Genomic DNA, 26,250 nt, shown 5'->3' with positions numbered 1-26,250 from the left:
GGGCCAGCATGATGAAGACCAGGTGTGTCCGATCGGCCATTCAGGGCGGTCCGACGTTAACCTTCGGTCCATTGCCCGAACGAAGGGTGTCCGAATCGCGAGGACGCCGATGAGCCCGGTCTGTTCTTCGCACGCCAATCCATAATGGTGCTGTATTTCATATGCGGCGGCGGCGACCGGTTGGGGGCGGCGTGCCGTGGATGAAAGCCCTTTCAGCGCCGGGGTCGTTAACGGATGCGTGCCGCATCGGGACGCCTCACGCGCGAGCGCGGGATTCGAAGTAGATATTGGTGAAGACGCCGATCATCACGATGCCAGCGCCGACCCAGACCGCCAGTTCCGGCTGCTCGGCATAGAACAGCCAGCCGACGATGCCGATCAGCGGCACCCGCAGGAAATCGATCGGCGTCACCACGATGGCGTCGCCGTACCGGAACGCGTTGGTCACGCAGTAATGTGCCGTCAATCCGCAGACGAGAATGCCGAGCAGGGGCAGCCAGAGATCGAGGCTGAGCTTGCCGTAGAACCAGAAGGGCTCTCCGATCGCCATATTGGCCAGCATGTTGATCGGCCATTGCATCACGTTCATCCAGAACAGGATGGTCCAGGTCGAGTTCGACCCTGTCAGGAACTTGGTCGTCGTGAGCTGGACGCCGAAGCAGAAGGCGGCGGCGGCGACCGCCAGGCTCGCGGGACGGAAGCTCTCCATGCCAGGGCGCAGGATCACCAGCACCCCGGCAAAGCCGAGGACCAGAGCCGCCGCGCGCGGCCAGCTCATCCGTTCCTTCAGGAAGATGACGGCGAGCAGTGCCACCCAGGCGGGTGAGGTGAACTCAACCGCAAAGACGGTGGCCAGCGGCAGCACCGTCACGCCATAGGCCCAGAGAGCCTGACCGACGAAGTGGATCGTGTTGCGCAGGATGTGAATCCGGGGCCGGACCGGCGCAAGGCGTTGGCTCGGATCGGGCACGACCAGCGCCATGGCGCCGAGGATCACCAATCCGCCGAGGTTGCGCAGCGACAGGATCTCGAAGATGGTCAGCGTGTTCTGCAGCGCGCGGATTGACACGGCGATGGCGCAGAACGACAGAAGCGAGCCGATCATCCAGAAAAGGACCTTGCCGAAATTGCGGGTCTGGGCGACGGGCATGGGCACTCGCGGGCATTCGGCTCGAAGGGACCGCAGTTCTAATGCGGCCCGATCGGGGCGTCCTGCTGTATTTTTGCAGGGCCCGCCTCAGGCCAGTTGACGGCTGGGGGCGTCGCGACTATACACGCCGCTCTCTGGCGGCCCCCGTGTCGCCGACATCATTTTGTTTGATCCGGATATGTCCGGACCAGCCTCCGGGACAAGACCCATGGCCAATACGGCATCTGCCAAGAAGGCCGCTCGCGTTATCGCGCGGCGCACCGCAGTCAACCAGTCGCGCCGCTCGCGCATGCGCACCTTCCTGCGCAAGCTCGACGACGCCATCGCCAGCGGCGACAAGACCGCCGCGACCGCAGCTCTCCGCGCCGCCGAGCCGGAGATCATGCGCGCCGCCCAGAAGGGGGTTCTGCACAAGAACACCGCTTCCCGGAAGGTGTCTCGCCTGGCTCACCAGATCGCCAAGATCGGCGCCTGATCGCTCCTCTGCGGCGTCGTTGAAATCCATGAAAGCCCGGTCGTTCTGGCCGGGCTTTTTGCTGTCTGGGATTCCGCGAGACTGCCGTCACGTCAGCTGACGCGGCGTCGCCGTTGCCTGATTGCCACAGCAGGATGACAAGCGAAAAATTGCCGTTACACGGCTTTCGCGCCCCGGATGGTGTCATTTTCTTGACAGCCGCCCTCACACAATTTCCGTATATTTTTCAATAGCCTATCGAGGGGACAGATCGTTACGGAGGCGACATGATGGAGCCTGCGGCACTCCAGTACCTCCATGTGACAGCCTCTTACAGCCAGCCCCTTCACGCAGTCCGTTCGTGGCCTTTTGGATTTTGCCGATTCATCAGAGGCTTGAAAGAGGCCCCGGCAAACCGCGAATTCTGCCTCTGAGTCAAGTGTTCCAGATTAACCCTTTCTTCACCGAATTCCGTTGCCGCTCCCAAGGCCCCTGTGTATCGTCAAAAGCACTCGGGGGGGCCACTCCGGGTTTCATTGAAGGTCTGAAGGTTCGACCCCGGTCGTTTTCGGGGCGGCTGCGTCTTTGTCCCTAAACGGCAAGAAGCGGCTGATCGTTCTCTCTCGACGTCTATGAAACCCATGTGGATCGGATGGCTGCGTACTGCGGTATGCGGCGGCGTCTGAACAAACGAGCCGCACAATTGAACGCAGATGAGGCGCGCCAACGCTATGCCGTTGGCGCGAGGTGAGAATGTCGTCTTCAGATCATGCCGGATATGCCGGCGACGTCAGCCCGAGCGAGAGTTTCGATGCCATCACGCAGAACGAACAGGCTCAGATCGTTGATGTGCGGACGACGGCGGAATGGGCCTATGTCGGGCTTCCCGATCTGAAATCGGTCAACAAGACGCCTTTGCGCGCCGAATGGCAGGTTTTTCCGAAAATGGACGTTGACGCCGAATTCGTCGGCAAGCTGCGCGATGCGTTGACCGCTCGCGGGCTGGCACAGTCGACGCCGCTCTATTTCCTCTGCCGCTCCGGCGTCCGCTCGAAAGCGGCAGCCATCGCGATGACGGCGGCGGGCTATCCCCATTGCTTCAACGTGACCGGCGGCTTCGAAGGCCCGCTCGACCCCGAGGGCCGGCGCGGCCACGTGGCGGGCTGGAAGTTCGAGGGCCTGCCCTGGGCCCAGTCCTGATCCCTCCCGGCCCGCCGCCAACAGGCTCCGGGTCGACGCCATCCGCCCCTTTCGCCGATTTCATACCCAGGAGGAGAAGACCCGTGTTCGTCGCTCCCGATCTCGCCCATGACCATTCCGAAGAGAAGACCGACACCGTGAGCGATGCCATGCGCCCCGGCGCCATCTGGGAACGAGTTCGCCGCCGCCTGCGTGCCGAGTTCGGCGAGGACGTCTTCAACAGCTGGTTCAAGAGCATCGAGATCGACCAGGCCGCCGGTGAGATGGTGCGCCTCTCGGTGCCGACCCGGTTCCTGAAGAGCTGGATCGAGAACCATTACAAGGACCGCATCCTCACCCGCTGGCGCGAGGAAGCCGGCCAGGACGTGCATATCGACGTGATCGTGCGCACCGCCGTCAGCGCCCGCCCCTCGGTCCGGCCGAAGCCCGCCGTCGAGCCGGCCCGCAGCCCGATGCCCGCAGCCCCCAACCGCAGCTTTGACAATGCGCCCTTGATCCAGGGCCATGGCGAGGCACTCGGCGGTTCGCCGCTCGACCCGCGCCTGACCTTCGAGACCTTCGTGCAGGGCCGTTCGAACACACTGGCCCGCGCCGCAGCCCTCCAGGTGGCACAGTCGCGCTCCAGCGACGCCGTGCTGTTCAACCCGCTCTACATCCATGCGGGCGTCGGCCTCGGCAAGACGCATCTCCTGCAGGCGATCTCCGGCACGGCCCAGGCCGCCGGCCGTCGCATTCTCTATCTGACCGCCGAGAAGTTCACCTTCGGCTTCGTGGCATCGCTCAAGAACCAGACCGCGATGGCCTTCAAGGAGGCCCTGCGCAACATCGACCTCCTGATCATCGACGACCTGCAGTTCCTGCAGGGCAAGCAGACGCAGGCCGAGTTCTGCCACACGCTCAATGCCCTGATCGATGCGGGGCGGCAGGTGGTGGTGGCCGGCGATCGCCCGCCCTCCGACCTCGAGAACCTCGACGAGCGCGTGCGCTCCCGCCTTGCCGGCGGTCTCACTGTCGAGATCGGCCCGCTGGACGAGAACCTTCGGCTCGACATCCTGAAGCAGAAGCTGACCCACGCGAAGGTGCAGCATCAGGGCTTCGACGTGCCGCTGGCCGTCCTTGGCTATGTCGCCAAGAACGTCACCCAGAACGGCCGCGACCTCGACGGCGCCTTCAACCGTCTGCTCGCCACCAACCGGCTGACCGCCCAGCCGGTGACCATCGAGATGGCCGAGCGGTCGATCCGCGATCTCGTGCGGGTCGCCGAGCCCAAGCGCATCAAGATCGAGGAGATCCAGAAGATCGTGGCGCAGCACTACAATGTCAGCCGCTCGGACATCCTCTCGTCCAGGCGGACGGCCACCGTGGTGCGTCCCCGCCAGATCGCCATGTATCTGGCCAAGACGCTGACGCTGCGCTCGCTGCCCGAGATCGGCCGCCGGTTCGGCGGACGCGATCACACGACGGTGCTGCATGCGGTGCGCAAGATCGAGGGTCTGGTTGGCCAGGACCCGGCGCTGAACGAGGAAGTGGAAGTGCTGAAGCGCCGCCTCAACGACTGAGGCGGCCATTCCGGACAGTCGGAGACAGACAGAGAGGCGCGGCTCCGGCCGCGCCTTCGTCATGCCGGGACGAGCCGGAGACATTCTGGAACAGGAGAGAGGGCTCTTTCCTGCCGATCCTGCAGCTATCGCAAGATCTTGCCCTTCCCGGCCGCAAGCGGTCGGCGGATTTAATCAGCAGGAGCGCTGGTCGCGCCGATAGCGCGCGGCGTCACGGGCCGCGCCGGCCAGTGCGCGCTGCGCATCGGCACCCGTGCGGGCGCCCGACAGCGCATTCTCGTAGGCCGAGACGCCGACCGCGGCAATGACGCCGGAATCGAAGCGGATGTCGAAAAGCCGCTGGTTCAGCCGCGGGTCATAGCCGACCGCCCCGACGGCCCGAATGCAGCCAACCCCGACAGGCACGGTGCGGATCGTCACGGTGCGGCGATTCACATAATCGTCGATCGGAGCGAAATTGGCGCCGCCATCGGAACCGCCACCGCCGCCACCACCGGAATATTGCGCCAGTGCCAGGCCGGGCGCGAGAGCGACAGCGCCCGCAATCGCCAGGACGGGCGCGAAGCGGGTCCAGACAGAACGGCTCAGACTGCGGCGGGACATGGCAGGCTCCTTGGACAATCTTGCTTCAAACGCATTACCTTCAGGAATTGATCCGCTTCGGTGGCGAATTCAAGACCCAAGAGATCAACTCGGCTTGAGCCGCCCCGCATGGCGCCCCTGCCCCAATCGCGACATTCAGCCCGGTCATACGGATGCCAAGCCGCGAAAGAGCGTGTAAAACTCGCTTCCTTCGCACTGCACACTTGAATCCGGTGCGGGCGCGGGCTTGACTGTCCGCCCCAGTTTTGGGGGCGGCGTGTCAGCTGCCCTCTTATCTCATGTCTGTCGTGGAGCCGCATTGATGAAGGTCACCGTCGAAAGGGCACAGCTCCTGAAGTCGCTTGGCCACGTCCATCGCGTGGTCGAACGGCGCAACACGATTCCCGTGCTGTCCAACGTGCTGATGCGGGCCGAGGGCTCGGCGCTGCGCCTGAAGGCGACCGATCTGGACATCGAGGTGGTCGAGAGCCTGGCGGCCGAGGTCGGCGCCTCCGGCGGCACCACCGTGCCGGCTCACATGATCTACGACATCGTGCGCAAGCTGCCGGATGGCTCGCAGGTCGTGGTCGAGACTGTCGGTGACAAGGGCACGCTCGCTGTCCGCGCAGGCCGCTCGCGCTTCACGCTGCAGACGATCCCCGAAAGCGATTTCCCGGATATCGCCGCCGGCGAGATGACCCACACGTTCCAGGTGCCCGCCAAGAACCTGAAGCGCCTGATCGACAAGACCCAGTTCGCGATCTCGACCGAAGAGACCCGCTATTATCTGAACGGCATCTATCTCCATGTGGTGGAGAAGGGCGGCAAGAGCCTCTTGCGTGCGGTCGCGACCGATGGCCACCGCCTGGCCCAGGTGGAATTCGACGCCCCCGAGGGTGCCGCCGGCATGCCCGGCGTCATCGTGCCGCGCAAGACGGTGGCCGAGGTGCAGCGCCTTGCCGACAATCCCGACGAGGCCGTGACCATCGAGCTCTCCACCGCCAAGATCCGCTTCCGCTTTGGCGAGACTGTGCTCACCTCCAAGCTGATCGATGGCACATTCCCCGATTACGCCCGGGTCATTCCCGTCGGCAACGACAAGACGCTGACGGTGGACAAGGCCGAATTCGCCGCCGCCGTCGATCGCGTCTCGACCGTCTCGTCGGAGCGCGGCCGCGCGGTGAAGCTGTCGGCCTCCGACGGCAAGTTGACGCTCTCGGTGACCAATCCGGATTCGGGCAGCGCGACGGAAGAGGTCGAGGTGTCCTATGAATCGGACGCCATCGATATCGGCTTCAACTCGCGCTACCTGCTCGACATCGCCTCCCAGGTCGACGGCGACACGGTGGAGCTGAAACTGGCCGATCCGGGCTCGCCGACGCTGATCCTCGATCCGACCAGCCCCGGCGCGCTCTATGTGCTGATGCCGATGCGGGTCTGAGACGCATGACCGCTCGCATCATCGACGGCAAGGCGGTTGCCGCCGTCGTTCTCGACAAGGTTCGCCTGGCGTCCGCCGCCTTCAAGGACAAGACCGGCCGGCCGCCGGGCCTGGCCGTCGTTCTGGTCGGCGAAGATCCGGCAAGCCAGGTCTATGTGCGCAACAAGGGCCGCGAGGCCGAAGCGGCCGGTTTCCGCTCCGAGCAGCACACGCTGCCGGTGAGTGTTTCGGAAGCCGAGGTGCTGGCGCTGGTTGGCAAGCTCAATGCCGATCCGGGCATTGACGGCATTCTGGTGCAGCTGCCGCTGCCGAAGGGCATCGATACCGAGCGCGTGCTGCTGGCGATCGACCCCGCCAAGGATGTCGATGGCTTCCATCCGATCAATGTCGGCCTGTTGAATGCCGGCGCCGCCGACAAGGCGCTGGTGCCCTGCACGCCGGCCGGCTCGATGATCCTTTTGGAAAGCGTGACCGGCTCCTCGCTTGCCGGGAAACACGCCGTCGTCGTCGGGCGATCCAACATTGTCGGCAAGCCGGTGGCGCAATTGCTGCTGCAGCGGGACGCGACCGTCACCATCGCCCATTCGAAAACCGCCAACCTCGCGGAGATCTGCCGCACCGCGGATGTGCTGGTGGCCGCCGTCGGCCGCCCGGAGATGATCCGAGGCAGCTGGGTGAAACCCGGCGCGGTGGTGATCGATGTCGGCGTCAACCGCATTCCAGCGCCCGAGCGCGGCGAGGGCAAGACGCGGCTCGTCGGCGATGTCGCGACCGCGGAAGCCATGGACGTCGCGAGCGCCATCACGCCGGTGCCCGGCGGCGTCGGGCCGATGACGATTGCGCTGCTCATGGCCAATACGGTGACCGCAGCGTCATTGCGCGAAGGGCTGCCGAGGCCGGTTTTCACGGTGTGAGTTGTGGTCGGCGGTGGGGCTGGCAAGCGCCACTTTCACCCCAAGGCCTCGCACGGCCGTAGCGCGCGGAAGCGCCGCCCCTTCTCCCTCCCCGCTTGCGGGGAGGGCCGGGGTAGTTTCCGGTAGCGGAAGCCCCCCAACTCGCCAATCACCGAACGCCCCCCACCCTAACCCTCCCCCCGAAGACGGTGGGAGGGGAATTGTTCGCGCCCGAGGGGAGCTGAGGCGCGGCAGCGGCCCATGGCACACGCCCGCGCTTGCTTGCAAGAAATGCGCGGAAGCGAGAGCGCCATCTCCCCGTACCTCACCCTGAGGTGCGAGGGAGCGTTAAGCGACCGAGCCTCGAAGGGCGGCCCTCCGCTGGCGGTAAGGAAGCAAGGTCCTTCGAGGCTCGCTGACGCTCGCACCCGAGGCATGAGGGGTGGAGAGATGGTGCCAGGTCGAAGCGCGGCCCCTCACCCCTTGGCAAGCAGATCCCGGATCGCCTGCACGAGCTCTGACCGCTTCGCTGCGAACTGGGCCGGCCTGGAGGCGCGCCATTCCGCATTGTCGGTGATCGACTTCGCGGCTTCGGCGCCGGCCACCAGGTCCTTGATCATGACCTCGCCGGCCTCGCGCTCGTTGGAGCCCTGGATGATGACGGCGGGCGCATTGCGCCGGTCGGCATATTTCATCTGGGCCTTCATGCCCGACGAGCCCAGATACATTTCGGAGCGGATGCCGGCCTGGCGCAGTTCCGCGACCATGGCCTGGTATTCGGCGACCTGATCCTTGTCCATGACGAGGACGACGATGGGCCCGACCGGCTTGTCGGCGCCGAGCTTGCCGAGCGACTTCAGTGCCGCGGCGAGGCGCGAGACACCGATGGAGAAGCCGGTGGCCGGCACTTCCTCGCCCCGGAACCGGGCGACGAGGCCGTCATAGCGGCCGCCGCCGGCGACCGAGCCGAAGCGCACCACCTGGCCATCGTCATTGGTGACGGGGAAGGTGAGTTCGACCTCGTAGACAGGGCCGGTGTAATATTCGAGGCCACGGACGACGGAGGGGTCGATCAGGATTCGACCGTCATCGTATCCGGAGGCGCCGATGAGCGCCGCCATGTCCTTGAGTTCGCCAACGCCGGCAAGACCGCGCTCGGAGCCCGCGACCACGCCTGCCAGGTTGGTCAACGTGGCAGTGGCATCGCTGCCCTTGGCCCCCGTAAAGGCCAGCACGCGGGCAATCGCCGCCTCATCCAGCCCCGCGCCCTTGGTGAAGTCGCCACTCTCGTCCTTGCGGCCGGCGCCCAGCAGCAGCTTCACGCCTTCGGGGCCGAACTTGTCGAGCTTGTCGATCGCGCGCAGCACGGTCAGCCGGCGCCCGGCATTCTCTTCGCCGCCAAGGCCGATCGCCTCCAGCACGCCGTCGAGCACCTTGCGGTTGTTGACCCGCACGACATAGTCGCCACGCCCAATGCCCAGCGCCTCCATCGTATCGGCCGCCATCATGCAGATCTCGGCATCCGCAGCCGGCGAGGCCGAGCCCACCGTATCGGCATCGAACTGCATGAACTGGCGGAAGCGGCCGGGGCCGGGCTTCTCGTTCCTGAACACATAGCCGGCGCGGTAGCTGCGATAGGGCTTGGGCAGCGCATCGAAGTGCTCGGCGACATAGCGGGCGAGCGGGGCCGTCAGGTCATAGCGGAGCGACAGCCATTGCTCGTCATCGTCCTGGAACGAGAAGACGCCCTCGTTGGGGCGGTCGAGATCGGGCAGGAACTTGCCGAGCGCCTCGGTGAACTCGATCGCCGGCGTTTCCACCGCCTCGAAGCCATAGAGCTCGTAGACCCGGCGGATCGTGTCGAGCATGGCATTGGTGCCGGCGATCTCGGCCGGGCCGCGATCGGCAAAGCCCCGCGGCAGCGCGGCCTTGGGGCCGGATTTCTTCTTCGGGGCATCGGACATGGCAAACCTCGGGCGGGATAGGCGGCGCGCCTGATCGCGGATCGTCGCTGCTCACTAGCCGAGCGCCCGCGGCCTGTCGACCTTTGGGGGGCGGTGATCGGGGCTTCGAAGGCTTCGCCGCTACTTCCTGACGGAGAAGGCAATGTCGAACGAGGTCTGCTTGTTGCCGGCGCGGTCGTTGACGATGGTGCGCACCACATAATCCCCCGGCTCCACGCCGGTGAAGGAATAGGTGAGATAGAGGAAGAACTCGCGGTTGCGGCGGCGCGAGGCGGTGGCGATCGTGTTGAACGCCTTCTGCGCCACCAGCGCCTGGCCGTCCTTGGTGCGCAGCTCGAAATCGAGCGAGATATCGGTGCGGAAGATGTCGCCGGAGCGCCGCCAGCCCTGTCCCGCGAGCTCGGCATAGACCAGCAGCGGCTGTCCCGCCTCGAAGATGGTCGAATCACGCGGATTGAACACGCCATAGCCCTGCGGCTCCTCGGCGACGAAGGTGGCGCGGCGGATGGAGAGCGGCATGCGCTCGGAAATAAGCGTGGCCGCCTCATCGAGCGCATCGAGCGCTTCGGTGGACCGGCCGCCGGCGGCCGCCTCCTGGGCGCGGCGCACCTGGGCTGAAATATCGGTGGGCGATGGACCGATGGGCGCCGGCTGCACCTGGTCAGGCGGCTGAACCTGCGGTTGAACCTGGGGCTGAATCTGGGGCTGGGCCTGCGCCAGCGCGAGGCTTGGCAACACGACAGCCAGGGCTGCCAGGGCAGCGCGGATCGGCACGAGGCGGGACATTGGGGTCGGGTCCTCCGGTCGAATCGGCGCCGACGATAACACGCGGACAGACGCGATCATCGCGCCGGCAGACAGGCCTCTCGTCGCAGGGCGTGGCTGAACTGTGTTTTCGCCGTGGCGTAACAACGTCCATCCCCCTTTCGAAATGGTCGTAGGATCGTTATCTCACCGGGCTATCTCGCTGGGGCCGCGGCGTGGTTATCTCGCCGGCCCGCATTCGCATCCCCGACCAGGACCCGCTCATGGCCCGCGATACAGTCGACCTGACCCCGATCGAATCCCGCGACGAACTCGTCGCCTGGATCGAGAAAGGGTCCAAGCCGAAGGACAAGTTCCGGGTCGGCACAGAGCACGAGAAATTCGGCTTCTACCGCAAGGACCATACGCCGGTGCCCTATGAGGGCCCGCGGGGCATCCGCAAGGTGCTGGAGGGGATGGAGGCGCTGCTCGGCTGGGAGCCGATCCTCGACGGCGAGAACATCATCGGCCTCGCCGATGTGACCGGCGGCGGCGCAATCTCGCTGGAACCGGGCGGCCAGTTCGAGCTGTCGGGCGCACCGGTAGAGACGATCCACCAGACCTGTTCGGAATCGGCCGCCCATTTCGCCCAGCTGCGCGAAGTGGCCGATCCGCTCGGCATCGGCTTCCTTGGCCTCGGCATGAGCCCGAAATGGACCCGCGCCGAGACGCCGGTCATGCCGAAGTCGCGCTACGAGATCATGACCCGCTACATGCCGAAGGTCGGCACCCTCGGCCTCGACATGATGTACCGGACCTCGACCGTGCAGGCGAACCTCGACTTCTCGTCGGAAGCCGACATGGTCAAGAAGCTGCGGGTTTCGCTGGCATGGCAGCCGGTGGCGACCGCGATCTTCGCCAATTCGCCGTTCACCGAGGGCAAGCTCAACGGCTACCAGTCGTTCCGCTCGGCGGTCTGGATGGACACCGACAACCAGCGCGCCGGCATGCTGCCCTTCGCCTTCGAGGACGGCATGGGCTTCGAGCGCTATGTCGACTATGCCCTCGATGTCCCGATGTATTTCATCAAGCGCGGCGACACCTATCACGATGTTGCGGGCTCGTCGTTCCGCGACCTGCTGGCGGGCAAGAACCCAGCCGCGCCGGGCGAACGCGCGGTGCTGTCCGACTGGGTCAACCATGTCGGCACGATCTTCCCGGAAGTCAGGCTGAAGCGCTATCTGGAGATGCGCGGCGCCGATTCCGGCCCGCTGTCGCGCATCGTGGCGCTCCCCGCCCTTTTCGTCGGCCTTCTCTATGACGACGGCGTGCTGGATGCGGCCTTCGATCTCATCAAGGACTGGACGGCGGAAGAGCGGCTGGCGCTGCGCAACGACGTGCCGAAGCTCGGCTTCAAGGCCGAGATCCGCGGCATCACGGTGGGCGAGCTTGCCCGCGAGATGCTGACGCTCGCCCGCACGGGCCTGCGCCGGCGCGCCCGGCTCGACGCCAATGGCGGTGACGAGACCCGCTATCTCGACCCGATCCAGGCGATCGTCGACGATGGCCGCACCGCGGCAGAACATCTGATCGAGAAATATCTCGGCCCCTGGCAGGGCCAGATCGATCCGGTGTTCGACGAGGCGGCCTACTAAGAGAGCCTATTCCGCCGCCTGCGCGTGCTCGCTGAGGTTATCGAGCCCCGACACGACGTGATCGGCGAGCGCGTCGGCGAGCGCCGACATCTCGTGGGGATTGCGCAGAAGCGCGATGCGCACGCTCGGCAGCGGCGGGAAGCCGTCGCCCGGCTGCAGCACGCGCATGCCGGGGCGCAGTGCCGATTCCGGCAGCACGCAGACGGCGAGCCCTGCCATGACGGCGGCGGAGACGGCGGCCGAGTTCCAGCTCGCATAGAGGATGCGGTAGGGGCGGCCGGCTGAGTCCAGCCGTTCGGTCGCCGCGCGCCGCCAGTTGCAGGTGGGACGGCCGACAGCGAGCGGCACCGGATTTTCCAGGTGGACCGAGGTGCGCGCCGATGAGACCCAGAGCAATTGCTCCTGCCGGAACACCAGCGCCGGGCCCTTTTCGGGATCGTGGGTGATGATGGCGATGTCGAGATCGTTCGACTGGATGCGGTCGGCGAGCATGGAGGAGGGCTCGCAGATCACGGTGACCTCGGCCCGGGGATTGGAATGGGAGAAGCGGGCGAGGATTTCCGGCAGGTAGCGGTCGGCATAGTCGTCGGGCACGCCGAGCCGCACGCGGCCCGTCAGTTCGGCGCCGGAGAAGGCCGAGACGGCCTCCATGTTCAGCTTGACGATGCGGCGGGCGTAATCGAGCAGCCGCTCGCCATCCTCGGTCAGCCTGGAGGCGCGGCCGTCACGCTCGAACAGCGCCTTGCCGACCCGCTCCTCCAGCCGCTTCATCTGCATGGAAACGGCCGACTGGGTCTTGAACACCACATCGGCTGCACGCGTGAAGCTGCCGGTATCGGCGATCGCCATGAATGTCCGCAATTGATCGATATCGAGAAGAACAGCCATTGGAGCCCCCGCTAGGACTGACATCATCAGTTCTGATGAGTGACATTAAAAACATTCGCTTCAATGATCAATTGCCTTGTGACATATCAATTGCATCGGAAAGTGACCCCTGCCGCCGGGCAACAGCCCGGACCGTTCGAGCTCCCGCTCGCGCGAAGGACGCTTTGTCGCCGATTGCCCGCTGTCTGAGAAGGAATGCCCCCATGACCATGTTCGCTGTCACCTTCGGTTCCGCCGTCCTGTCGGTTGCCTCGGTCGTTCGCGCTCAGGTCAATGCCTTCAATCGCTGGCTTGAGGCACGCCGCGACTATCGCGCGCTCTGCGAGATGGACGACAAAACGCTGGCCGACATCGGCCTGACGCGGAGCGACATTCGAGATGCCACGGCCGCCGGCTATTTCGGTGATCCCACCGTGATCGTGGCCGCCCGCGCTGTCGAACGAGGCGCCCATCGCCCCCAGCGGCATGCGCTCAACCTGACCGGCCCTTCGCTGGTGCCCGATGTCGCCTCGGGGCTCGCACATCCGGTCGCCGCCCATTGAATTCCGAGTTTCGCGGGTTTCCTCCGGCCCGCGACCCCGCATAGCCCGCCCCGAGACCCGGCTAGTCCCCTCAGCCGTCCTTCCCGGGGCAACCTCCAGCCGCCATGGCCCCCCGCCGTGGCGGCTTTTTTCTTGCGGTGGGGTGGGAGGTTGGGGGGCAGATTGGCGTTCGCAATGATCGCCATACCCGCTGGCGCATCCTTCACCTCTCCCTGCTTGCGGGGAGAGGTCGACCGAGGCGAAGCCGAGGGCGGGTGAGGGGCCGGGTGCCACTCATCCGGCTCGGAGGAGCCTGCCCCTCACCCGTCGCCTTTCAGGCGCCGACCTCTCCCCGCAAGCAGGGAGAGGTGAAGAGCGCGCCCGGTCGTTGGAGCCGCCGTATGAGGCAAAGAGCAGACCCCAAATATCGTGAACACGACCCCTCAGATCCGGTGCCTGCTTCACCCTACCCTGGAGGGGGAGGTGAACACGACCAGCATCAACCGATGAAGTGAACCTTCAGAAATGCCATTCCCTCTCCCGCATTGCAGCCGGTCCCGCCCCGCCCTTCCGTTCGCTCTCCCACCCCGCTAGCACTGCCGCCATGACCCTCGCCGCCTTCCCCCACGATCCCTGGTTCTATGCGATCGGTTTCCTCGCCACCTTCCTGATGGGGCTCGGCAAGGGCGCGTTCGGCGGCGGGCTGGCGATCCTCGGCATTCCTCTGCTCGCCCTCACCATGGAGCCGATCCCGGCGGCGGTGGTGACCGCGCTCCTGGTCGCCTTCATGGACTTTTTCGCGCTCGGCTCGTTTCCGCGCTCGGCCTGGTCGAAGCCCGATCTCGTCTGGCTGATCCCGGGCCTGATCGGCGGGCTGTTCGTCGGCTTTCTGGTGTTCGAACTGGTCGACAAGCGCTGGGTGGCGCTGGTCATCGCGCTGATCACGCTCGGCTATACGGTGCGCTATTTCGTCAAGCCGGCATCGGCCGCACCCGACTTGTCCGTTTCCCCCGGCTTCGCCCTGGTCGCCAGCGCCGGCGCCGGGTTCACGACCTATGTGGCCCATGCCGGCGGCCCGCCGCTCGCCATGTATCTCCTGCGTCGCGATCTCACCAAGTCGGCCTATGCGGCCACCACCATCGTGGTGTTCACCGTCGGCAACCTGATCAAGCTGCCGGGCTACGTCTATACCGGGCTCGACACGCCGGAGGTGTTCACCCAGGCGCTCGCGCTGGCTCCCATGGTGCCGGTCGGCGTGCTGATCGGCCGCAGGCTGCATGACAGCCTGCCCCGCGAGAAGCTCTATGGCCTCTGCTATGCGCTGGTCGGCCTTGCCGGCGCCAAGCTCCTCTGGGATGCGCTGCGCGCCCTGATCACCCCGTGAGCGTCATGTCCCCCGCCAGCCGCATGCCCTTTCTCGTCGCCGGTTTCGGCATCCTGGTCCTGTCGGCCATGGATGCGCTCATCAAGGGCGTGGCGACAGCCCATCCGACGCCGCAGATCGTGTTCATGCGCTTTGCCTGCGGCCTGCCCTGGGTTCTGCTGGCACTGATCTGGTTGCGCCCGCCAGCGCCAACCATGCCGATGGTCCGCGCCCACATGGTGCGCGGTGTGCTGGTGGTGATCACCGCCTTCCTGTTCTTCTTCGCGCTCGCCAAGCTGGAACTGGCCGAAGCGATCACCCTGTCGTTCCTGTCGCCGCTGTTCCTGGCCCTGCTGGCAGCGCTCATCCTGAAGGAGCCGCTGCGACCGGCGGTGCTCGGGGCCATCGCCGTCGGCTTCGTCGGCATGGGCGTGATCGTCGCCGGCAAGATCAATGGCGGTGGCACGCTCGACCTGCCGCGCATCCTCGGCATTGCGGCCGCAATCACCTGCGCGCTGACCTATGCGGCCAATCTCGTGCTGCTGCGCCAGCGCGCCCAGACCGACCCGCTGGGGCTGATCGTGCTGGCGCAGAACCTATTCCCGCTGATCCTGATCGCGCCCTTCGCGATCGCCGTCTGGGAGACGCCGGATCCGCGCTCATGGGTGCTGTTTGCCGGCATCGGCCTGCTCGGCGTGGTGGGCCATCTCAGCCTTGCCTGGGCGTTCAAGCACGCCAATGCCGGTCCGCTCGGCGTCCTGGAATATACCGCGCTGATCTGGGGCTCGGCCTTCGGCTATCTGGCCTTCGGCGAGGTGCCGGTCTGGACCACCTGGGCCGGTGCCGCACTGATCGTCGCGGCCTGCCTGGCGGTGGCGCGCAAATAGGTCAGGCGCGCGGCGGGCGGGCGTCGAAGATCATGCAGGTCTCGGTGCCATGGGCGATCAACCGGCCCTTGGTATCGATGAGCTTGGCTTCGGACGTCGCGATGGTGCGGCCGGAATGGATCACCACGGCCTCGCAGCGCACCAGCCCTGTTTCGGGCATCAGGGCGCGGACATAGTTCACCTTCATCTCCACAGTCGTGTAGCCCTGCCCCGCCTTGATCATCGTGTGGATGCAGCAGCCAAGCGCGGAATCGAGAATGGTCGCGGTCCAGCCGCCATGGACCGTGCCGAGCGGATTGAAGAAGGCGGCGGTCGGCGTGCCCTCGAACACGGCGCGGCCCGGCGCCACCTCGACCAGGGTGAAGCCCATGGTCTGGGCGATCGGCGGGCTCGGATAGCGCCGATCGATCATGCCCCTGAGGAAATCGATCCCGTCCTGTCCGGTGGCCTCGGATGTTTCAACAACGCCGTAGCGGATGGTCATGCGCGAACCCCTGTCGTGTAGCTGCACGATAAGGGTTGCTCCGGGCGCGTCAACCAGCCGTCGGGATGGGATCAGGCGGCGTGGGTGGTCGCGGGCGCGTCGGCGCTGCCATTGCCGAAGCCCAGGATGAAGGCGCCGACGTGATCGATCGGCAGGGCCTTGGAAAAGTGATAGCCCTGAGCCTGGTCGCAGCCGAGCGACCTGACCCAAGCCAGGTCCTCGGCGGTCTCGACGCCCTCGGCGGTGGTTTCGAAGTGCAGGCTTTTCGCGATGCCGACAATGGCCTCGACCACCGCCTTGCGGTTCTCGAAATCGGTGGCGCCCGACACGAAGGAGCGATCGATCTTGAGCTTCTGGATCGGAAAGCGCGTGAGGTAGCCGAGCGAGGAGAAGCCGGTGCCGAAATCGTCCAGTGCGATGCGCACGCCGAGCGCACGCATGTCCCTGAGAAAGCCGTCGCTTTCGGCGAGGTGGTTCATGAACAGGGCTTCGGTGATCTCAAGCTCGAGCCTGTCAGGCAGGAGACCGCTTGCGGCGAGCGCCTCCGCCACATGGTTGAGCAGCGCCGCGCTGCCGAACTGGGCGGGCGAGATGTTGACCGCCACGCGCATGTGCGCCGGCCAGGTCATTGCATCGCTGCAGGCCTGGCGCAGGACCCAGGCGCCGATGGACTCGATCAGGCCGGTTTCCTCGGCGAGAGCAATGAACGTGCTCGGCAGCAGCAGTCCGCGCTCGGGATGGTGCCAACGCACAAGTGCCTCGAAGCCGATGATGTCGCCCTGGCGCACGCTGACGATCGGCTGGTAGCCAATCCGCAACTGGCCGCCATCGAGCGCCAGCCGCAGATCCTCCTGCAGAAGCCGGCGCTCCTCCGCCTCGCGGTGCATGGTGTCGTCAAACACCACCGCCGTGCCACGGCCGGCATCCTTGGCGCGGTAGAGAGCGAGATCGGCATTGCGGATGAGATCGTCGATCGTATCGCTTTCGCCAGAACTGAAGGCGATGCCGATGCTGGTGCCGATGGTGATGCGCGCATTGCGGACGACCTTGGACCGGCCGACTTCGTTGATGATCCGCTGGGCGAGCGCCAGCACATCGCCGCGGCGGGCGAAATCGGTCACCAGCATGCCGAACTCGTCGCCACCAATCCGGCCGAAGATGACGCCTTCGCCAGCAAGGTGGCTGAGCTCGCGGGCGACATCGGTGAGTAGGGCGTCGCCGACCGGATGGCCAAGTGTGTCGTTCACCGTCTTGAACTGATCGAGATCGAGGCAACCGAGCGCGAAGCTGCTGCCATTGCGCCGCGCGATTTCCAGTCGCATCGCCGCCAGCTCCCGGAACCGCGTGCGATTGGGCAGGCCGGTGAGCATGTCGGTGCGCGCCATCCAGGCGACCTTTTCGCTCGCCTGCCGGGCCTCGGTCACATCCGAGCCGACGCCGCGCCAGCCGAGCAGCTTGCTGTCCTCGTCGTAGAGCGGCTTGGCGGTCAGCGTCCACCAGCGGGGGGTTCCATGGCAGTTGACCCTGAGGTCGAGGTCCCGGAATGGCTCGCACCGGGCAAGCTTGTCGTCGAGCGCGGCCCGCCCCTGGGGCTCGGCCAGCCCCTGCAGCTGGACGCCGGCCAGGGATTCTCCGCTTCTGCCGCAGACCTCGGCGAAGCGCGGAGAATGGCTGGTGACCGTGAAGGTGGTGTCGGTTTCGAACAGCCAGTCGGAGCTGTTCTGCTCGAATTCGTTGAGCAGCAGCTCGATGATCTCGCCCCGCTCCTTGAGCCGAGCCTCGGCCAGGAACTGATCGCGGAACAGCTGGGCCGATCCGGCGACGCTGCGGACAACGATCGCCGCATAGACGGACAGAAGGACGGTCAGCGCCAGCATGTAGCCGTTGCCGGTCTCTCCCAGGCCATAGGCCGCGCCTAGCGCCAGGATGGTGACATAGGCATAGGCGGCAGAGGGAATGGTGGAGAGGGCGAAGCCTCCCGCGCAGATCATGCCGGTGACCAGGCAGGCGATGACGAGTTGCCCTTCCAGCCCAATGTCGCGAAACCACAGGATCGGCACCAGCGCCCAGATCGATGCCAGCACGGCGGCATGGTGGGTCGCACGGCGAATGGCCCGAACCGACGCGGTCTTGCGCGGCTTGCGGGCCCGCTGCAGGAACCAGGCGCGCGTGGTGGCGACGACCATGGTCAGGACAATGATGCCCCAGCAGGCCAGGACCCAGGGATTGGCCGTTTGCCGGACAACCGCCACGACGACCGCCGCATTGATCAGATTGGCGGTCATGGTCAGAGGGGAATATCGCGCAACGGCATGAATTTGCGCGGCCCGCACGCGGCCAGCTTCCGGCGATACTACGTCACCACCATACCATTCGCCGGCAAAAGTGCGCCATCTGGAGATAGGATTGGTGGTCGTCACAGCAGCGGAATGCCCCTTACACTTCGGGAAGATTACGACCCCACTCTTAAGGAATGAAGAACACTATTGTCGATACTTTGTTTCTTTCCCTTACGGAACTTCTGAATTGGTAACACCGCACCAAGGGAAGGCTCAGACCTGCTGGGCCTTCAACGTCCTGCGGATCGCCCGCAATCCGTCACGCGTCTCGTGCCAGAGCGCGGCCCCGACCGCCTCCTCCATCTTGTCGTGCTCCGCCTGCCAGAGCGGAATGGCGGCGCTGAGCAGGCCAGCCCCCGTCTCCGTGATCCCCGGTTTCACCGCCCGTCCCGGCCCATGACTCGCGGTGACCAGACCGGCCGCCTCCAGGCGCTTGAGATTGCGGGTCATGGTCGTGCGATCGAGGGCGAGCGCCTCCGACAGCTGGGTGACGGAGGCCGTGTCGGTCGCGGCGAGCGCCGCCAGGATGTTGAACTGGGTGACCTCGAGGCCGAGCGGCGCCAGCGCCTTGTTGTAGGCGCGCGTCACCGCATGGGCCGTCATCCGGGTCTGGAAGCAGATGCAGGAGCGGGCGATCCGCGTCAGCGTCGCTTGGTCGGGCTTGGTCGTCATGGCGTCACGATTGGGCGAGACATTGGCTGCGTCAAGACAGGGCGTGCCGGTTAACGCCGATTAACCATCTTCACGAGTGTTCTTGACTCTTTTCACCACCCCACCTATCTCAGCGCCAGTCGTTAGCAGTCGCTTGAGGTGAGTGCTAACGATCCAGCCCAAGGGCTGCATCGACATTCCGCGGCCAACAGAGCCGCTCAGTCAGGGACCATCAACCCATGAAGTTCCGTCCGCTGCACGACCGCGTGGTCGTCCGCCGTCTCGAGGGCGAAGAGAAGACCAAGGGTGGCATCATCATCCCGGACACCGCCAAGGAAAAGCCCCAGGAGGGCGAGATCCTGGCCGTCGGCCCCGGTGGCCGCGACGAAGCCGGCAAGCTTGTTCCGCTCGACGTCAAGAAGGGCGACAAGGTGCTGTTCGGCAAGTGGTCCGGCACCGAAGTGAAGATCGACGGCGTCGACCTCCTCATCATGAAGGAGAGCGACATCATGGGTGTGATCGCGAAGTAATTCGCGAACCGCCCTCCCCTCGTAATCCCATTCATTCCGACAGGAGTTAGCCACAATGGCTGCTAAGGACGTGAAATTCGCCCAGGACGCGCGCGAGAAGATGCTGCGCGGCGTCGACATCCTCGCTGAGGCTGTCAAGGTTACGCTCGGCCCCAAGGGCCGCAACGTCGTCATCGAGAAGTCGTTCGGCGCCCCGCGCATCACCAAGGACGGCGTCACCGTCGCCAAGGAGATCGAGCTCGCCGACAAGTTCGAGAACATGGGCGCCCAGATGGTGCGCGAAGTGGCCTCGAAGACCAACGACCTCGGTGGTGACGGCACCACCACCGCCACCGTTCTGGCCCAGGCGATCGTCCGCGAGGGCGCCAAGTTCGTCGCCGCCGGCATGAACCCGATGGACCTGAAGCGCGGCGTCGACATGGCCGTGCTCGACGTCGTCAAGACGCTCGAGAAGTCCGCCAAGAAGGTGAAGTCCTCGGCCGAGGTTGCCCAGGTCGGCACCATCTCCGCCAATGGCGACGCGATCATCGGCGAGATGATCGCCAACGCGATGCAGAAGGTCGGCAACGAGGGCGTCATCACGGTTGAAGAGGCCAAGAGCCTCGACACCGAGGTCGACATCGTCGAAGGCATGCAGTTCGACCGCGGCTACCTGTCGCCCTACTTCATCACCAACGCCGACAAGATGATCGCGGACCTCGAGGATGCCTACATCCTCATCCACGAGAAGAAGCTTGCTGGCCTCCAGGCCATGCTGCCGGTGCTCGAGTCGGTCGTCCAGACCGGCAAGCCGCTGATCATCGTGGCTGAGGACGTCGAGGGCGAGGCTCTGGCCACCCTGGTCGTCAACAAGCTGCGCGGTGGCCTCAAGGTTGCCGCCGTCAAGGCTCCGGGCTTCGGCGATCGCCGCAAGGCCATGCTGGAAGACATCGCCATCCTCACCGGTGGTCAGGTCATCTCGGAAGACCTCGGCATCAAGCTCGAGAACGTCACGCTTGCCATGCTCGGCCGCGCCAAGAAGGTGCTGATCGAGAAGGAAAAGACGACGATCGTCGACGGCGCCGGCAAGAAGAAGGACATCGAGGCTCGCATCGGCCAGATCAAGGCGCAGATCGAGGAGACCTCCTCGGACTACGACCGTGAGAAGCTGCAGGAGCGTCTTGCCAAGCTCGCCGGCGGTGTTGCCGTGATCAAGGTCGGCGGTGCCACCGAGATCGAGGTCAAGGAAAAGAAGGACCGCGTTGACGACGCCCTCAACGCGACCCGCGCTGCCGTTCTCGAAGGCATCGTTCCCGGCGGCGGCGTCGCTCTCCTGCGCGCCAAGGCCAATGTCCAGAAGCTGAAGTCGGACAATGCCGACGTTCAGGCCGGCATCAACATCGTGCTGAAGGCGATCGAAGCTCCGATCCGCCAGATCGTCGAGAATGCCGGTGTCGAGGGTTCGATCGTGGTCAACAAGATCATGGAGAACAAGTCGCCGACCTTCGGCTTCAACGCCCAGACGGAAGAGTTCGTCGACATGCTCGACGCTGGCATCGTCGATCCGGTGAAGGTGGTTCGCACCGCCCTGCAGAACGCCGCTTCGGTGGCGTCCCTGCTGATCACCACCGGCGCCATGATCGCGGAGGCTCCGAAGAAGGAGTCGGCTGCTCCGGCAATGCCGGGCGGCGGCGGCATGGGCGGCATGGATTTCTGATCCAGCCCCTCTCGTCACAGATTAAGGAGAAGGGCGCCCTCGGGCGCCCTTTTTCGTTTGGAGCCAGTCTGGGCGGGCGAGGTCATTGCCGGGAGAGCGGACCTTCACCTCTTCCCGTGGGGGAGAGGTCGGACGCGCAGCGGCCGGGTGAGGGGGCGAACTGTCATCGGTGAGATCGAAAGCCCCTCACCCGCCCTCGGCTACGCCTCGGTCGACCTCTCCCCCACGGGAGAGGTGAAGATGTGCGCCTCTTGGACACCCGTTTCGGCCCTGTCCACGCGCGCAACCGTGATGATGCGAATCCGGTTGCGTCATGCCAGTCTCTCGCCGTCCGGCGCCCCGATGCCGGACCAAACGAGGGGAAGACCGATGTTCGACAACATCTTCGACAATCCGACGATCAACAACGCGGCCAAGCTTGCCGCGCGCGTGCTGCTGGCGATCATCTTCATCCTGGGCGGCTACAACAAGATCGTCGGCTATTCGGGCACGGCCGCCTACATGGCGTCGGCCGGCGTTCCGGGCATCCTGCTGCCGCTGGTGATCATCACCGAACTGGTCGGCGGCATCTGCATCCTGATCGGCTACCAGACCCGGCTCGTTGCCCTGCTGATGGCAGGCTTCACCCTGCTCACCGCCATCTTCTTCCACGGCCAGCTCGGCGTTCCCGCCCAGATGACCCAGTTCCTCAAGAACCTGGCGATTGCCGGCGGCTTCCTGCAGATCTTCGCGACCGGCCCGGGCATCTGGTCCGTGGACGGGCAGAAGCGCTCCTGACGCACCCGGACGGGGCGGCCTGGCAAAGGCCGACGCCGCCCTGCCCCCACATTCAGGATGGGATGATGGCCGCCGCCGGGAGCACCTGCTGCCGGTCCTCGGTGATGCGCCCATCGACCAGATGGATCCGGCGGTCCATCCGCTCGGCGAGTTCCATCGCATGGGTCACGGCCACCACGGTGCGGCCGTCCTTGTCGACCAGATCGCGCAGGATCTGGAACACCTGTTCCGACGATTTCGTATCGAGGCTGCCGGTCGGCTCGTCGGCGAGGATCAGCGGCGGATCATTGGCAAGAGCGCGTGCCACCGCCACGCGCTGGCGCTGGCCGCCGGAGAGCTGGTCCGGCCGCTTGGTGACGTGATCCTTCAGCCCAAGCGATTCCAGCAGCCCGCGAGCCCGTTCGCGCATCTGCGCCATGGGCAGGCGGCCGAGCGCGCGCATCGGCAGCATGACGTTCTGCTCAAGGGTGAATTCCGGCAGCAGGAAGTGGAACTGGAACACGAAGCCGAGGGTCGCCAGCCTGACGGCGGCGCGGGCATCGTCATCGAGATCGGTTGTGTCGCCGCCATTGATGAAGACCTGGCCGGAGGTCGGCACATCGAGCAGGCCGAGAAGATAGAGCAGCGACGACTTGCCGGAGCCGGAGGGCCCGGTGATCGCGACAAACTCGCCCTTGCCGAGGTTCAGATCGACATCGGCCACCAGGGTGACCGGCACGATGCCATCGAGAATGCGTGTCAGCTTGCGTGCTTCCACCAAAGGCGCGGTCATGTCGCACCCCGGATGATCTCGACCGGATGGAGGCGGGCCGCCTTGCGCGCCGGGAAATAGCCGGCAATGGCGGAGGCGGCGAGCGCGATCCCCGACGCGATGGCATAATGCAGGGGCGAATAGACCATCGGCAGGTGGGTTGAATCCATGAACGGGCTCTTGATCTCGATCGACCCCATGCCCAGCGTCAGGAGATAGCCGAGCACCGAACCGGCAACACCTCCGGCAACGCCGATCACCAGTCCCTCCAGCACGAAGATGCGGCGCACCGTGGCCTGGGTGAGCCCCAGCGACTTCATGATCGCGATGTCGCGGCTCTTTTCGAAGGTGATCGTGGAGATGATGTTGTAGGTGCCGAAGGAGGCGACTAGCAGGATGGCGCCCACCACCGTGTACATGATGATGTTGCGGATCACGAAGGACGACATGATGTCCTCGTTCGCCTCCTGCCACGACACCGCCTTCAGCCCGGTATCGGCGACGATGCGCTCGGCGACCGCGCGGGCGTTCATCGGGTCGTTCAGCCGCATGCGGATCTCGTTGATCAGGCCGGTCTGGTCGGACAGGACCTGGGCGGTCTTGATCAGCACATAGGCGGTGTTCTCGTCGATGGAGCGGACACCGGCGTGGAAGATGCCGACGACGCGGGCGGTCATCACGCGCCCGGCACTGGCGGAGACCGAGATGTTGGAGCCGATGCGCGCGCCGAGCTTCTCGGCCAGCCGGTCGCCCAGGATGATGGCATTGGTGGCGCGATAGAGCGCGGGCAGGCTTCCCTGGCGCATCTGGGTCGCCAGCTGCGAGACGCGTGCCTCGCGCAGCGGATCGATGCCGACGATCGAGGCGGTGAGGTCCTTGCCGGCATAGCGCAGGATGCCCTTGGCCTGGACCGAGAGGGTCACCGACCCCGGCACCCAGCCCTCGAGCGCCGAGACCATCGCCATCGGATTGCTGATGCCGGGGCGGCGGGTGGCCGGCGTCAGCCCCCGGATCTCGGCCGCGCCGAACATATCCTCCGCCGGCTGGCGGGGCGCGCGGCGGCGCTCGTCATTGACCGAGACATGTGGCAGGGCATTGACCAGCGTCTTGACGAAATCGTCCTGCGAGCCCTGCATCAGGGCGGCCATCATGATGGAAAAGCCAACGCCGATGGCGACGCCCAGCACCGCGACCAGCGTCTGCCGGCCACGGGCCTGGATGTGGGTCCAGGCAATGTCGAGGACGAGGTTCATGGTGCGATCCGCACGCGCTCGCCACCGCGCCAGGCGGCCTCGGCGGGCACGGCGACCTGTTCGCCCTCGGCAAGCCCGGTCCGCACCTCGATCATCCGCGTGCCACGGATGCCGACCTCGACCGGCCGGCGGACAAGGCGCCCCTTGTCGACAATGAACACCGCGCCGCCGACCAGCGCCTCGGCGGGGACGAGAAGGACGTTGGCGGCCTCGCGGCTGACGATATTGGCCTCGACCGACATGCCGAGATGGAGCGGGGTCTCGTCGGGCAGCGCGATGCGGATGCGGAAGGTCTTGGTGGCGGTGTCGCCCATCGGCGTCATCTCGCGAACGGTGCCGTCCAGCGGGCGATCCTTGAAGGCATCGGTGCGCAGCAGCACCTTCTGGCCGACGCGGACGCGGGGAATGTCCTCTTCCGCGACATCGGCGGTGACCTGGACCGGGCGCGGGTCGCCGACGCGGAACAGGACCTGGCCGGATTCGGCGATCTCGCCGAGTTCGCCGTCCTGGCGCAGCACGATGCCGGCGCGCGGCGCGCGGATCGTATATTCGGCGACGCGCTCGGTGGTGGCCGCCACCAGCGCCCGGATCTGGGCGAGATCGCTGGTCGCCTTGTCATAGGCCTGCTGGGTCGTCGAACCGCGCTGGATCAGGGTCGAGACACGATCAAGCTCGCGTTGGGCGAGGCCCTGGCGGGCCTGCAATTCGCCGAGATTGGCCAGCACTTCCCGATCATCAAGGCGGGCCAGGATATCGCCGGCGGCGACCGGTTTGCCCTCGCAGGTGCAGATGTCGATGATCCGCTCGCGCACCAGGGAGGCGACCTTCGCCCAGCGGACAGGCTCGACAATGCCGGTGGCATAGACGATTTCGGCAGCCGTGCCGCGTGCGACCGGCTGGAGGCGCACCTCCGTTCCACGGCCGTACTGCCACCAGACACCCGCCCCACCAAGACCGGCGAGGGCGACCAGCACCACCCAAGAGCGCAGTTTCATCGGAACATCCCTGTAGAACCAGCACAGGAGATGACGCGGATCGCGGTCAGTCCGCCTTGATGTCTATCAGACCGGGATGTTTTCTTCGAGTGGCAGTCGCCTCAGGCGGCCGCCAGCTCCTCGCGGATGCGGGCACGCAGCGCGTCGATCGGCGACAGGCTGACCTGATCGTCGATATGCCAGAAGGTCCAGCCATTGCATGCCTGGGCGCCCTGCACCAGCGCGCCGATCTTGTGGATCGACCCGACCTGCGGGCCCGCCATCAGCGAGCCGTCGGGGCGCACGATCGCCTGGTAGCGGCGCTTGTCGTCGGTGAGCACGGTCCCCGGCTGCACCATGCCGCGCTCGACGAGGGTGGCAAACGCCACCCTGGGCGCCTCGCGGGCCGTGGTGAAGTTTGCCAGGGATGCTTCCGGCAAGGGTTCGATGGAGGCAATGCGCGCCTCGGCCGCTGCAGCATAGGCGGGATCGCGTTCGATCCCGATGAACCGCCGGCCGAGGCGCTTTGCGACGGCCCCGGTGGTCCCGGAGCCGAAGAAGGGGTCAAGAATGACATCGCCGGGCTTCGACGATGCCAGGAGCACCCGGGCGAGCAGCGCCTCGGGCTTCTGGGTGGGGTGAACCTTGCGGCCCGAAGCGTCCTTCAGGCGCTCCTCGCCGGTGCAGAGCGGCAGGAACCAGTCGGAGCGGACCTGGACGTCCTCGTTGCCGGCCTTGAGGGCCTCGTAGTTGAACGTGTAGCGCGCCTTGGCGTCGCGCGAGGCCCAGATCAGGGTCTCGTGGGCATTGGTGAACCGGCGGCCGCGGAAGTTCGGCATCGGGTTCGCCTTGCGCCAGACGACATCGTTGAGGACCCAGAAGCCGAGGTCCTGCAGCGCCGTGCCGACGCGGAAGATGTTGTGATAGGAGCCGATCACCCAGATCGCGCCATCGGGCTTCAGGACGCGCCTCGCGGCGGCAAGCCAGGCGCGGGTGAAGGCATCATAGGCGGCAAAGCTCTCGAACTGGTCCCAGGCGTCGTCGACGGCATCGACGAGGCTGTCGTCGGGCCGGTGAAGATCGCCCTGCAGCTGGAGATTGTAGGGCGGGTCGGCGAAAATCAGATCCACGGAGTGCGGCGGCAGGCTGGCCAGGGCCGCAATGCTGTCTCCAAGGATGATCCGCCCGGCAAGACCAAGGTCCATTGCCGGGACGATCGAAGGCGAACGGACCGCCCGTACGCGGTCACCTGATCGGGCTGGTCCGTTCGAACTCGAACGCATGGGCGACACTCGATACGCAACACAAAGTGTGACGCTTCACACAGCCGCAAGATTGGCCACTCAAGGTAAAGGCATACTTAAACGAGACCATTATTCGTGAATTTATTCTGTTCCTAAAAGGTAAATTGCCTGGTTCAATTAAGGTTAATACATTGCGGAACAAGCGTGTCGTTCCGGGAGTTGCACCCATCCCATGGGACCGGCATGATCC

At 65.7% G+C, this 26,250-nt stretch carries 24 protein-coding genes; 12 read left to right on the top strand and 12 right to left on the bottom strand.

What is annotated here, in order from left to right:
• Window positions 1-256 precede the first annotated feature (256 nt).
• Complete coding sequence (locus E8L99_RS09020) at window positions 257-1,150, bottom strand: DMT family transporter (RefSeq protein ID WP_137099225.1); 894 nt, start codon at window positions 1,148-1,150, stop codon at window positions 257-259.
• A gap of 208 nt (window positions 1,151-1,358) precedes the next feature.
• On the opposite strand from E8L99_RS09020, the gene rpsT reads away from it, so the two are divergent.
• From rpsT to dnaA, 3 genes are all read left to right on the top strand, one after another.
• A complete protein-coding gene (gene rpsT, locus E8L99_RS09015) occupies window positions 1,359-1,625 on the top strand; it encodes a 30S ribosomal protein S20 (RefSeq protein ID WP_137099224.1) in 267 nt (88 codons plus the stop codon).
• A gap of 732 nt (window positions 1,626-2,357) precedes the next feature.
• Window positions 2,358-2,804, top strand: coding sequence for a rhodanese-like domain-containing protein (locus tag E8L99_RS09010; protein WP_137099223.1), 447 nt, complete (start codon window positions 2,358-2,360; stop codon window positions 2,802-2,804).
• A gap of 149 nt (window positions 2,805-2,953) precedes the next feature.
• Window positions 2,954-4,363 (top strand): chromosomal replication initiator protein DnaA, encoded by a 1,410-nt coding sequence (gene dnaA, locus E8L99_RS09005; RefSeq protein WP_137102035.1) that lies wholly within the window; start codon window positions 2,954-2,956, stop codon window positions 4,361-4,363.
• Between the two features lie 174 nt (window positions 4,364-4,537).
• On the opposite strand, the gene E8L99_RS09000 is transcribed toward dnaA, so the two are convergent.
• Complete coding sequence (locus tag E8L99_RS09000) at window positions 4,538-4,966, bottom strand: hypothetical protein (protein WP_137099222.1); 429 nt, start codon at window positions 4,964-4,966, stop codon at window positions 4,538-4,540.
• 301 nt (window positions 4,967-5,267) lie between these two features.
• Between E8L99_RS09000 and dnaN the strand changes: the two genes are divergently transcribed.
• Both dnaN and folD read left to right on the top strand, forming a co-directional pair.
• A complete protein-coding gene (dnaN, locus tag E8L99_RS08995; protein WP_137099221.1) occupies window positions 5,268-6,386 on the top strand; it encodes a DNA polymerase III subunit beta in 1,119 nt (372 codons plus the stop codon).
• Window positions 6,387-6,391: 5 nt separating this feature from the next.
• Window positions 6,392-7,300, top strand: a complete 909-nt coding sequence (folD, locus tag E8L99_RS08990; protein ID WP_137099220.1) for a bifunctional methylenetetrahydrofolate dehydrogenase/methenyltetrahydrofolate cyclohydrolase FolD — start codon at window positions 6,392-6,394, stop codon at window positions 7,298-7,300.
• Window positions 7,301-7,755: 455 nt separating this feature from the next.
• Here folD and hisS read toward each other — a convergent pair whose 3' ends face one another.
• On the bottom strand, window positions 7,756-9,243 hold the full coding sequence (hisS, locus tag E8L99_RS08985; protein ID WP_137099219.1) for a histidine--tRNA ligase: 1,488 nt from the start codon (window positions 9,241-9,243) through the stop codon (window positions 7,756-7,758).
• A 120-nt stretch (window positions 9,244-9,363) separates the two neighbouring features.
• Complete coding sequence (locus E8L99_RS08980) at window positions 9,364-10,029, bottom strand: hypothetical protein (protein WP_137099218.1); 666 nt, start codon at window positions 10,027-10,029, stop codon at window positions 9,364-9,366.
• 242 nt (window positions 10,030-10,271) lie between these two features.
• On the opposite strand from E8L99_RS08980, the gene E8L99_RS08975 reads away from it, so the two are divergent.
• Window positions 10,272-11,642: a glutamate--cysteine ligase gene (locus E8L99_RS08975; RefSeq protein WP_137099217.1), complete on the top strand. Its 1,371-nt coding sequence runs from the start codon at window positions 10,272-10,274 to the stop codon at window positions 11,640-11,642.
• Window positions 11,643-11,648: 6 nt separating this feature from the next.
• Here the strand turns inward: E8L99_RS08975 and E8L99_RS08970 are convergent, their stop codons facing one another.
• Window positions 11,649-12,530: a LysR substrate-binding domain-containing protein gene (locus E8L99_RS08970; protein WP_137099216.1), complete on the bottom strand. Its 882-nt coding sequence runs from the start codon at window positions 12,528-12,530 to the stop codon at window positions 11,649-11,651.
• Between the two features lie 203 nt (window positions 12,531-12,733).
• On the opposite strand from E8L99_RS08970, the gene E8L99_RS23745 reads away from it, so the two are divergent.
• From E8L99_RS23745 to E8L99_RS08955, 3 genes are all read left to right on the top strand, one after another.
• The gene (locus E8L99_RS23745) at window positions 12,734-13,072 is read left to right on the top strand and encodes a DUF1127 domain-containing protein (protein WP_168201612.1); all 339 of its coding nucleotides are present in this window, start codon (window positions 12,734-12,736) and stop codon (window positions 13,070-13,072) included.
• A gap of 583 nt (window positions 13,073-13,655) precedes the next feature.
• Window positions 13,656-14,435 carry a sulfite exporter TauE/SafE family protein gene (locus tag E8L99_RS08960; RefSeq protein WP_137099214.1) on the top strand — a complete coding sequence of 260 codons (780 nt, stop codon included), beginning with the start codon at window positions 13,656-13,658 and terminating at the stop codon, window positions 14,433-14,435.
• Window positions 14,436-14,440: 5 nt separating this feature from the next.
• Window positions 14,441-15,301: a DMT family transporter gene (locus E8L99_RS08955; protein WP_252511365.1), complete on the top strand. Its 861-nt coding sequence runs from the start codon at window positions 14,441-14,443 to the stop codon at window positions 15,299-15,301.
• Window position 15,302: 1 nt separating this feature from the next.
• Here the strand turns inward: E8L99_RS08955 and E8L99_RS08950 are convergent, their stop codons facing one another.
• The 3 genes from E8L99_RS08950 to E8L99_RS08940 all read right to left on the bottom strand — a co-directional run bounded on the left by E8L99_RS08950 (window position 15,303) and on the right by E8L99_RS08940 (window position 18,796).
• A complete protein-coding gene (locus E8L99_RS08950) occupies window positions 15,303-15,785 on the bottom strand; it encodes a PaaI family thioesterase (RefSeq protein ID WP_137099212.1) in 483 nt (160 codons plus the stop codon).
• A 71-nt stretch (window positions 15,786-15,856) separates the two neighbouring features.
• Entirely contained in the window at window positions 15,857-18,205 is a 2,349-nt protein-coding gene (locus E8L99_RS08945) for a putative bifunctional diguanylate cyclase/phosphodiesterase (protein ID WP_137099211.1), read from the bottom strand.
• Window positions 18,206-18,337: 132 nt separating this feature from the next.
• On the bottom strand, window positions 18,338-18,796 hold the full coding sequence (locus E8L99_RS08940; RefSeq protein ID WP_137099210.1) for a MarR family winged helix-turn-helix transcriptional regulator: 459 nt from the start codon (window positions 18,794-18,796) through the stop codon (window positions 18,338-18,340).
• Between the two features lie 218 nt (window positions 18,797-19,014).
• On the opposite strand from E8L99_RS08940, the gene groES reads away from it, so the two are divergent.
• The 3 genes from groES to E8L99_RS08925 all read left to right on the top strand — a co-directional run bounded on the left by groES (window position 19,015) and on the right by E8L99_RS08925 (window position 21,778).
• Window positions 19,015-19,305, top strand: a complete 291-nt coding sequence (gene groES / locus E8L99_RS08935) for a co-chaperone GroES (protein WP_106749553.1) — start codon at window positions 19,015-19,017, stop codon at window positions 19,303-19,305.
• A 55-nt stretch (window positions 19,306-19,360) separates the two neighbouring features.
• Window positions 19,361-21,001, top strand: coding sequence for a chaperonin GroEL (groL, locus tag E8L99_RS08930; protein ID WP_137099209.1), 1,641 nt, complete (start codon window positions 19,361-19,363; stop codon window positions 20,999-21,001).
• Between the two features lie 369 nt (window positions 21,002-21,370).
• Entirely contained in the window at window positions 21,371-21,778 is a 408-nt protein-coding gene (locus E8L99_RS08925; RefSeq protein WP_137099208.1) for a DoxX family protein, read from the top strand.
• 52 nt (window positions 21,779-21,830) lie between these two features.
• Here E8L99_RS08925 and E8L99_RS08920 read toward each other — a convergent pair whose 3' ends face one another.
• The 4 genes from E8L99_RS08920 to E8L99_RS08905 form a co-directional block, all read right to left on the bottom strand.
• Window positions 21,831-22,550 carry an ABC transporter ATP-binding protein gene (locus tag E8L99_RS08920; RefSeq protein ID WP_137099207.1) on the bottom strand — a complete coding sequence of 240 codons (720 nt, stop codon included), beginning with the start codon at window positions 22,548-22,550 and terminating at the stop codon, window positions 21,831-21,833.
• Window positions 22,547-23,782 carry an ABC transporter permease gene (locus E8L99_RS08915; RefSeq protein ID WP_137099206.1) on the bottom strand — a complete coding sequence of 412 codons (1,236 nt, stop codon included), beginning with the start codon at window positions 23,780-23,782 and terminating at the stop codon, window positions 22,547-22,549. Before E8L99_RS08915 ends, E8L99_RS08920 begins: the two co-directional genes overlap by 4 nt.
• A complete protein-coding gene (locus tag E8L99_RS08910; protein WP_137099205.1) occupies window positions 23,779-24,777 on the bottom strand; it encodes an efflux RND transporter periplasmic adaptor subunit in 999 nt (332 codons plus the stop codon). Before E8L99_RS08910 ends, E8L99_RS08915 begins: the two co-directional genes overlap by 4 nt.
• 101 nt (window positions 24,778-24,878) lie before the next feature.
• Window positions 24,879-25,961, bottom strand: a complete 1,083-nt coding sequence (locus E8L99_RS08905; RefSeq protein WP_137099204.1) for a site-specific DNA-methyltransferase — start codon at window positions 25,959-25,961, stop codon at window positions 24,879-24,881.
• Window positions 25,962-26,250 lie beyond the last annotated feature (289 nt).

The sequence above is a fragment of the Phreatobacter aquaticus genome (assembly GCF_005160265.1).
In the GTDB taxonomy this organism is placed as follows: Bacteria; Pseudomonadota; Alphaproteobacteria; order Rhizobiales; family Phreatobacteraceae; genus Phreatobacter; species Phreatobacter aquaticus.
This window is presented reverse-complemented; position numbering and strand designations above follow the sequence as displayed.

Excerpts from the sequence above, each read along its gene's own strand:
- E8L99_RS08905 (WP_137099204.1), bottom strand. The coding sequence starts at position 25,961 with ATGGACCTTGGTCTTGCCGGGCGGATCATCCTTGGAGACAGCATTGCG.
- E8L99_RS08920 (WP_137099207.1), bottom strand. The coding sequence starts at position 22,550 with ATGACCGCGCCTTTGGTGGAAGCACGCAAGCTGACACGCATTCTCGAT.
- folD (WP_137099220.1), top strand. The coding sequence starts at position 6,392 with ATGACCGCTCGCATCATCGACGGCAAGGCGGTTGCCGCCGTCGTTCTC.
- E8L99_RS08915 (WP_137099206.1), bottom strand. The coding sequence starts at position 23,782 with ATGAACCTCGTCCTCGACATTGCCTGGACCCACATCCAGGCCCGTGGC.
- E8L99_RS08960 (WP_137099214.1), top strand. The coding sequence starts at position 13,656 with ATGACCCTCGCCGCCTTCCCCCACGATCCCTGGTTCTATGCGATCGGT.
- E8L99_RS09000 (WP_137099222.1), bottom strand. The coding sequence starts at position 4,966 with ATGTCCCGCCGCAGTCTGAGCCGTTCTGTCTGGACCCGCTTCGCGCCC.
- E8L99_RS23745 (WP_168201612.1), top strand. The coding sequence starts at position 12,734 with ATGACCATGTTCGCTGTCACCTTCGGTTCCGCCGTCCTGTCGGTTGCC.
- E8L99_RS08925 (WP_137099208.1), top strand. The coding sequence starts at position 21,371 with ATGTTCGACAACATCTTCGACAATCCGACGATCAACAACGCGGCCAAG.
- E8L99_RS09020 (WP_137099225.1), bottom strand. The coding sequence starts at position 1,150 with ATGCCCGTCGCCCAGACCCGCAATTTCGGCAAGGTCCTTTTCTGGATG.
- groES (WP_106749553.1), top strand. The coding sequence starts at position 19,015 with ATGAAGTTCCGTCCGCTGCACGACCGCGTGGTCGTCCGCCGTCTCGAG.
- E8L99_RS08970 (WP_137099216.1), bottom strand. The coding sequence starts at position 12,530 with ATGGCTGTTCTTCTCGATATCGATCAATTGCGGACATTCATGGCGATC.
- rpsT (WP_137099224.1), top strand. The coding sequence starts at position 1,359 with ATGGCCAATACGGCATCTGCCAAGAAGGCCGCTCGCGTTATCGCGCGG.
- E8L99_RS08940 (WP_137099210.1), bottom strand. The coding sequence starts at position 18,796 with ATGACGACCAAGCCCGACCAAGCGACGCTGACGCGGATCGCCCGCTCC.
- E8L99_RS08955 (WP_252511365.1), top strand. The coding sequence starts at position 14,441 with ATGTCCCCCGCCAGCCGCATGCCCTTTCTCGTCGCCGGTTTCGGCATC.
- E8L99_RS08980 (WP_137099218.1), bottom strand. The coding sequence starts at position 10,029 with ATGTCCCGCCTCGTGCCGATCCGCGCTGCCCTGGCAGCCCTGGCTGTC.
- E8L99_RS09010 (WP_137099223.1), top strand. The coding sequence starts at position 2,358 with ATGTCGTCTTCAGATCATGCCGGATATGCCGGCGACGTCAGCCCGAGC.
- E8L99_RS08950 (WP_137099212.1), bottom strand. The coding sequence starts at position 15,785 with ATGACCATCCGCTACGGCGTTGTTGAAACATCCGAGGCCACCGGACAG.
- dnaA (WP_137102035.1), top strand. The coding sequence starts at position 2,954 with ATGCGCCCCGGCGCCATCTGGGAACGAGTTCGCCGCCGCCTGCGTGCC.
- E8L99_RS08910 (WP_137099205.1), bottom strand. The coding sequence starts at position 24,777 with ATGAAACTGCGCTCTTGGGTGGTGCTGGTCGCCCTCGCCGGTCTTGGT.
- groL (WP_137099209.1), top strand. The coding sequence starts at position 19,361 with ATGGCTGCTAAGGACGTGAAATTCGCCCAGGACGCGCGCGAGAAGATG.
- hisS (WP_137099219.1), bottom strand. The coding sequence starts at position 9,243 with ATGTCCGATGCCCCGAAGAAGAAATCCGGCCCCAAGGCCGCGCTGCCG.
- E8L99_RS08975 (WP_137099217.1), top strand. The coding sequence starts at position 10,272 with ATGGCCCGCGATACAGTCGACCTGACCCCGATCGAATCCCGCGACGAA.
- dnaN (WP_137099221.1), top strand. The coding sequence starts at position 5,268 with ATGAAGGTCACCGTCGAAAGGGCACAGCTCCTGAAGTCGCTTGGCCAC.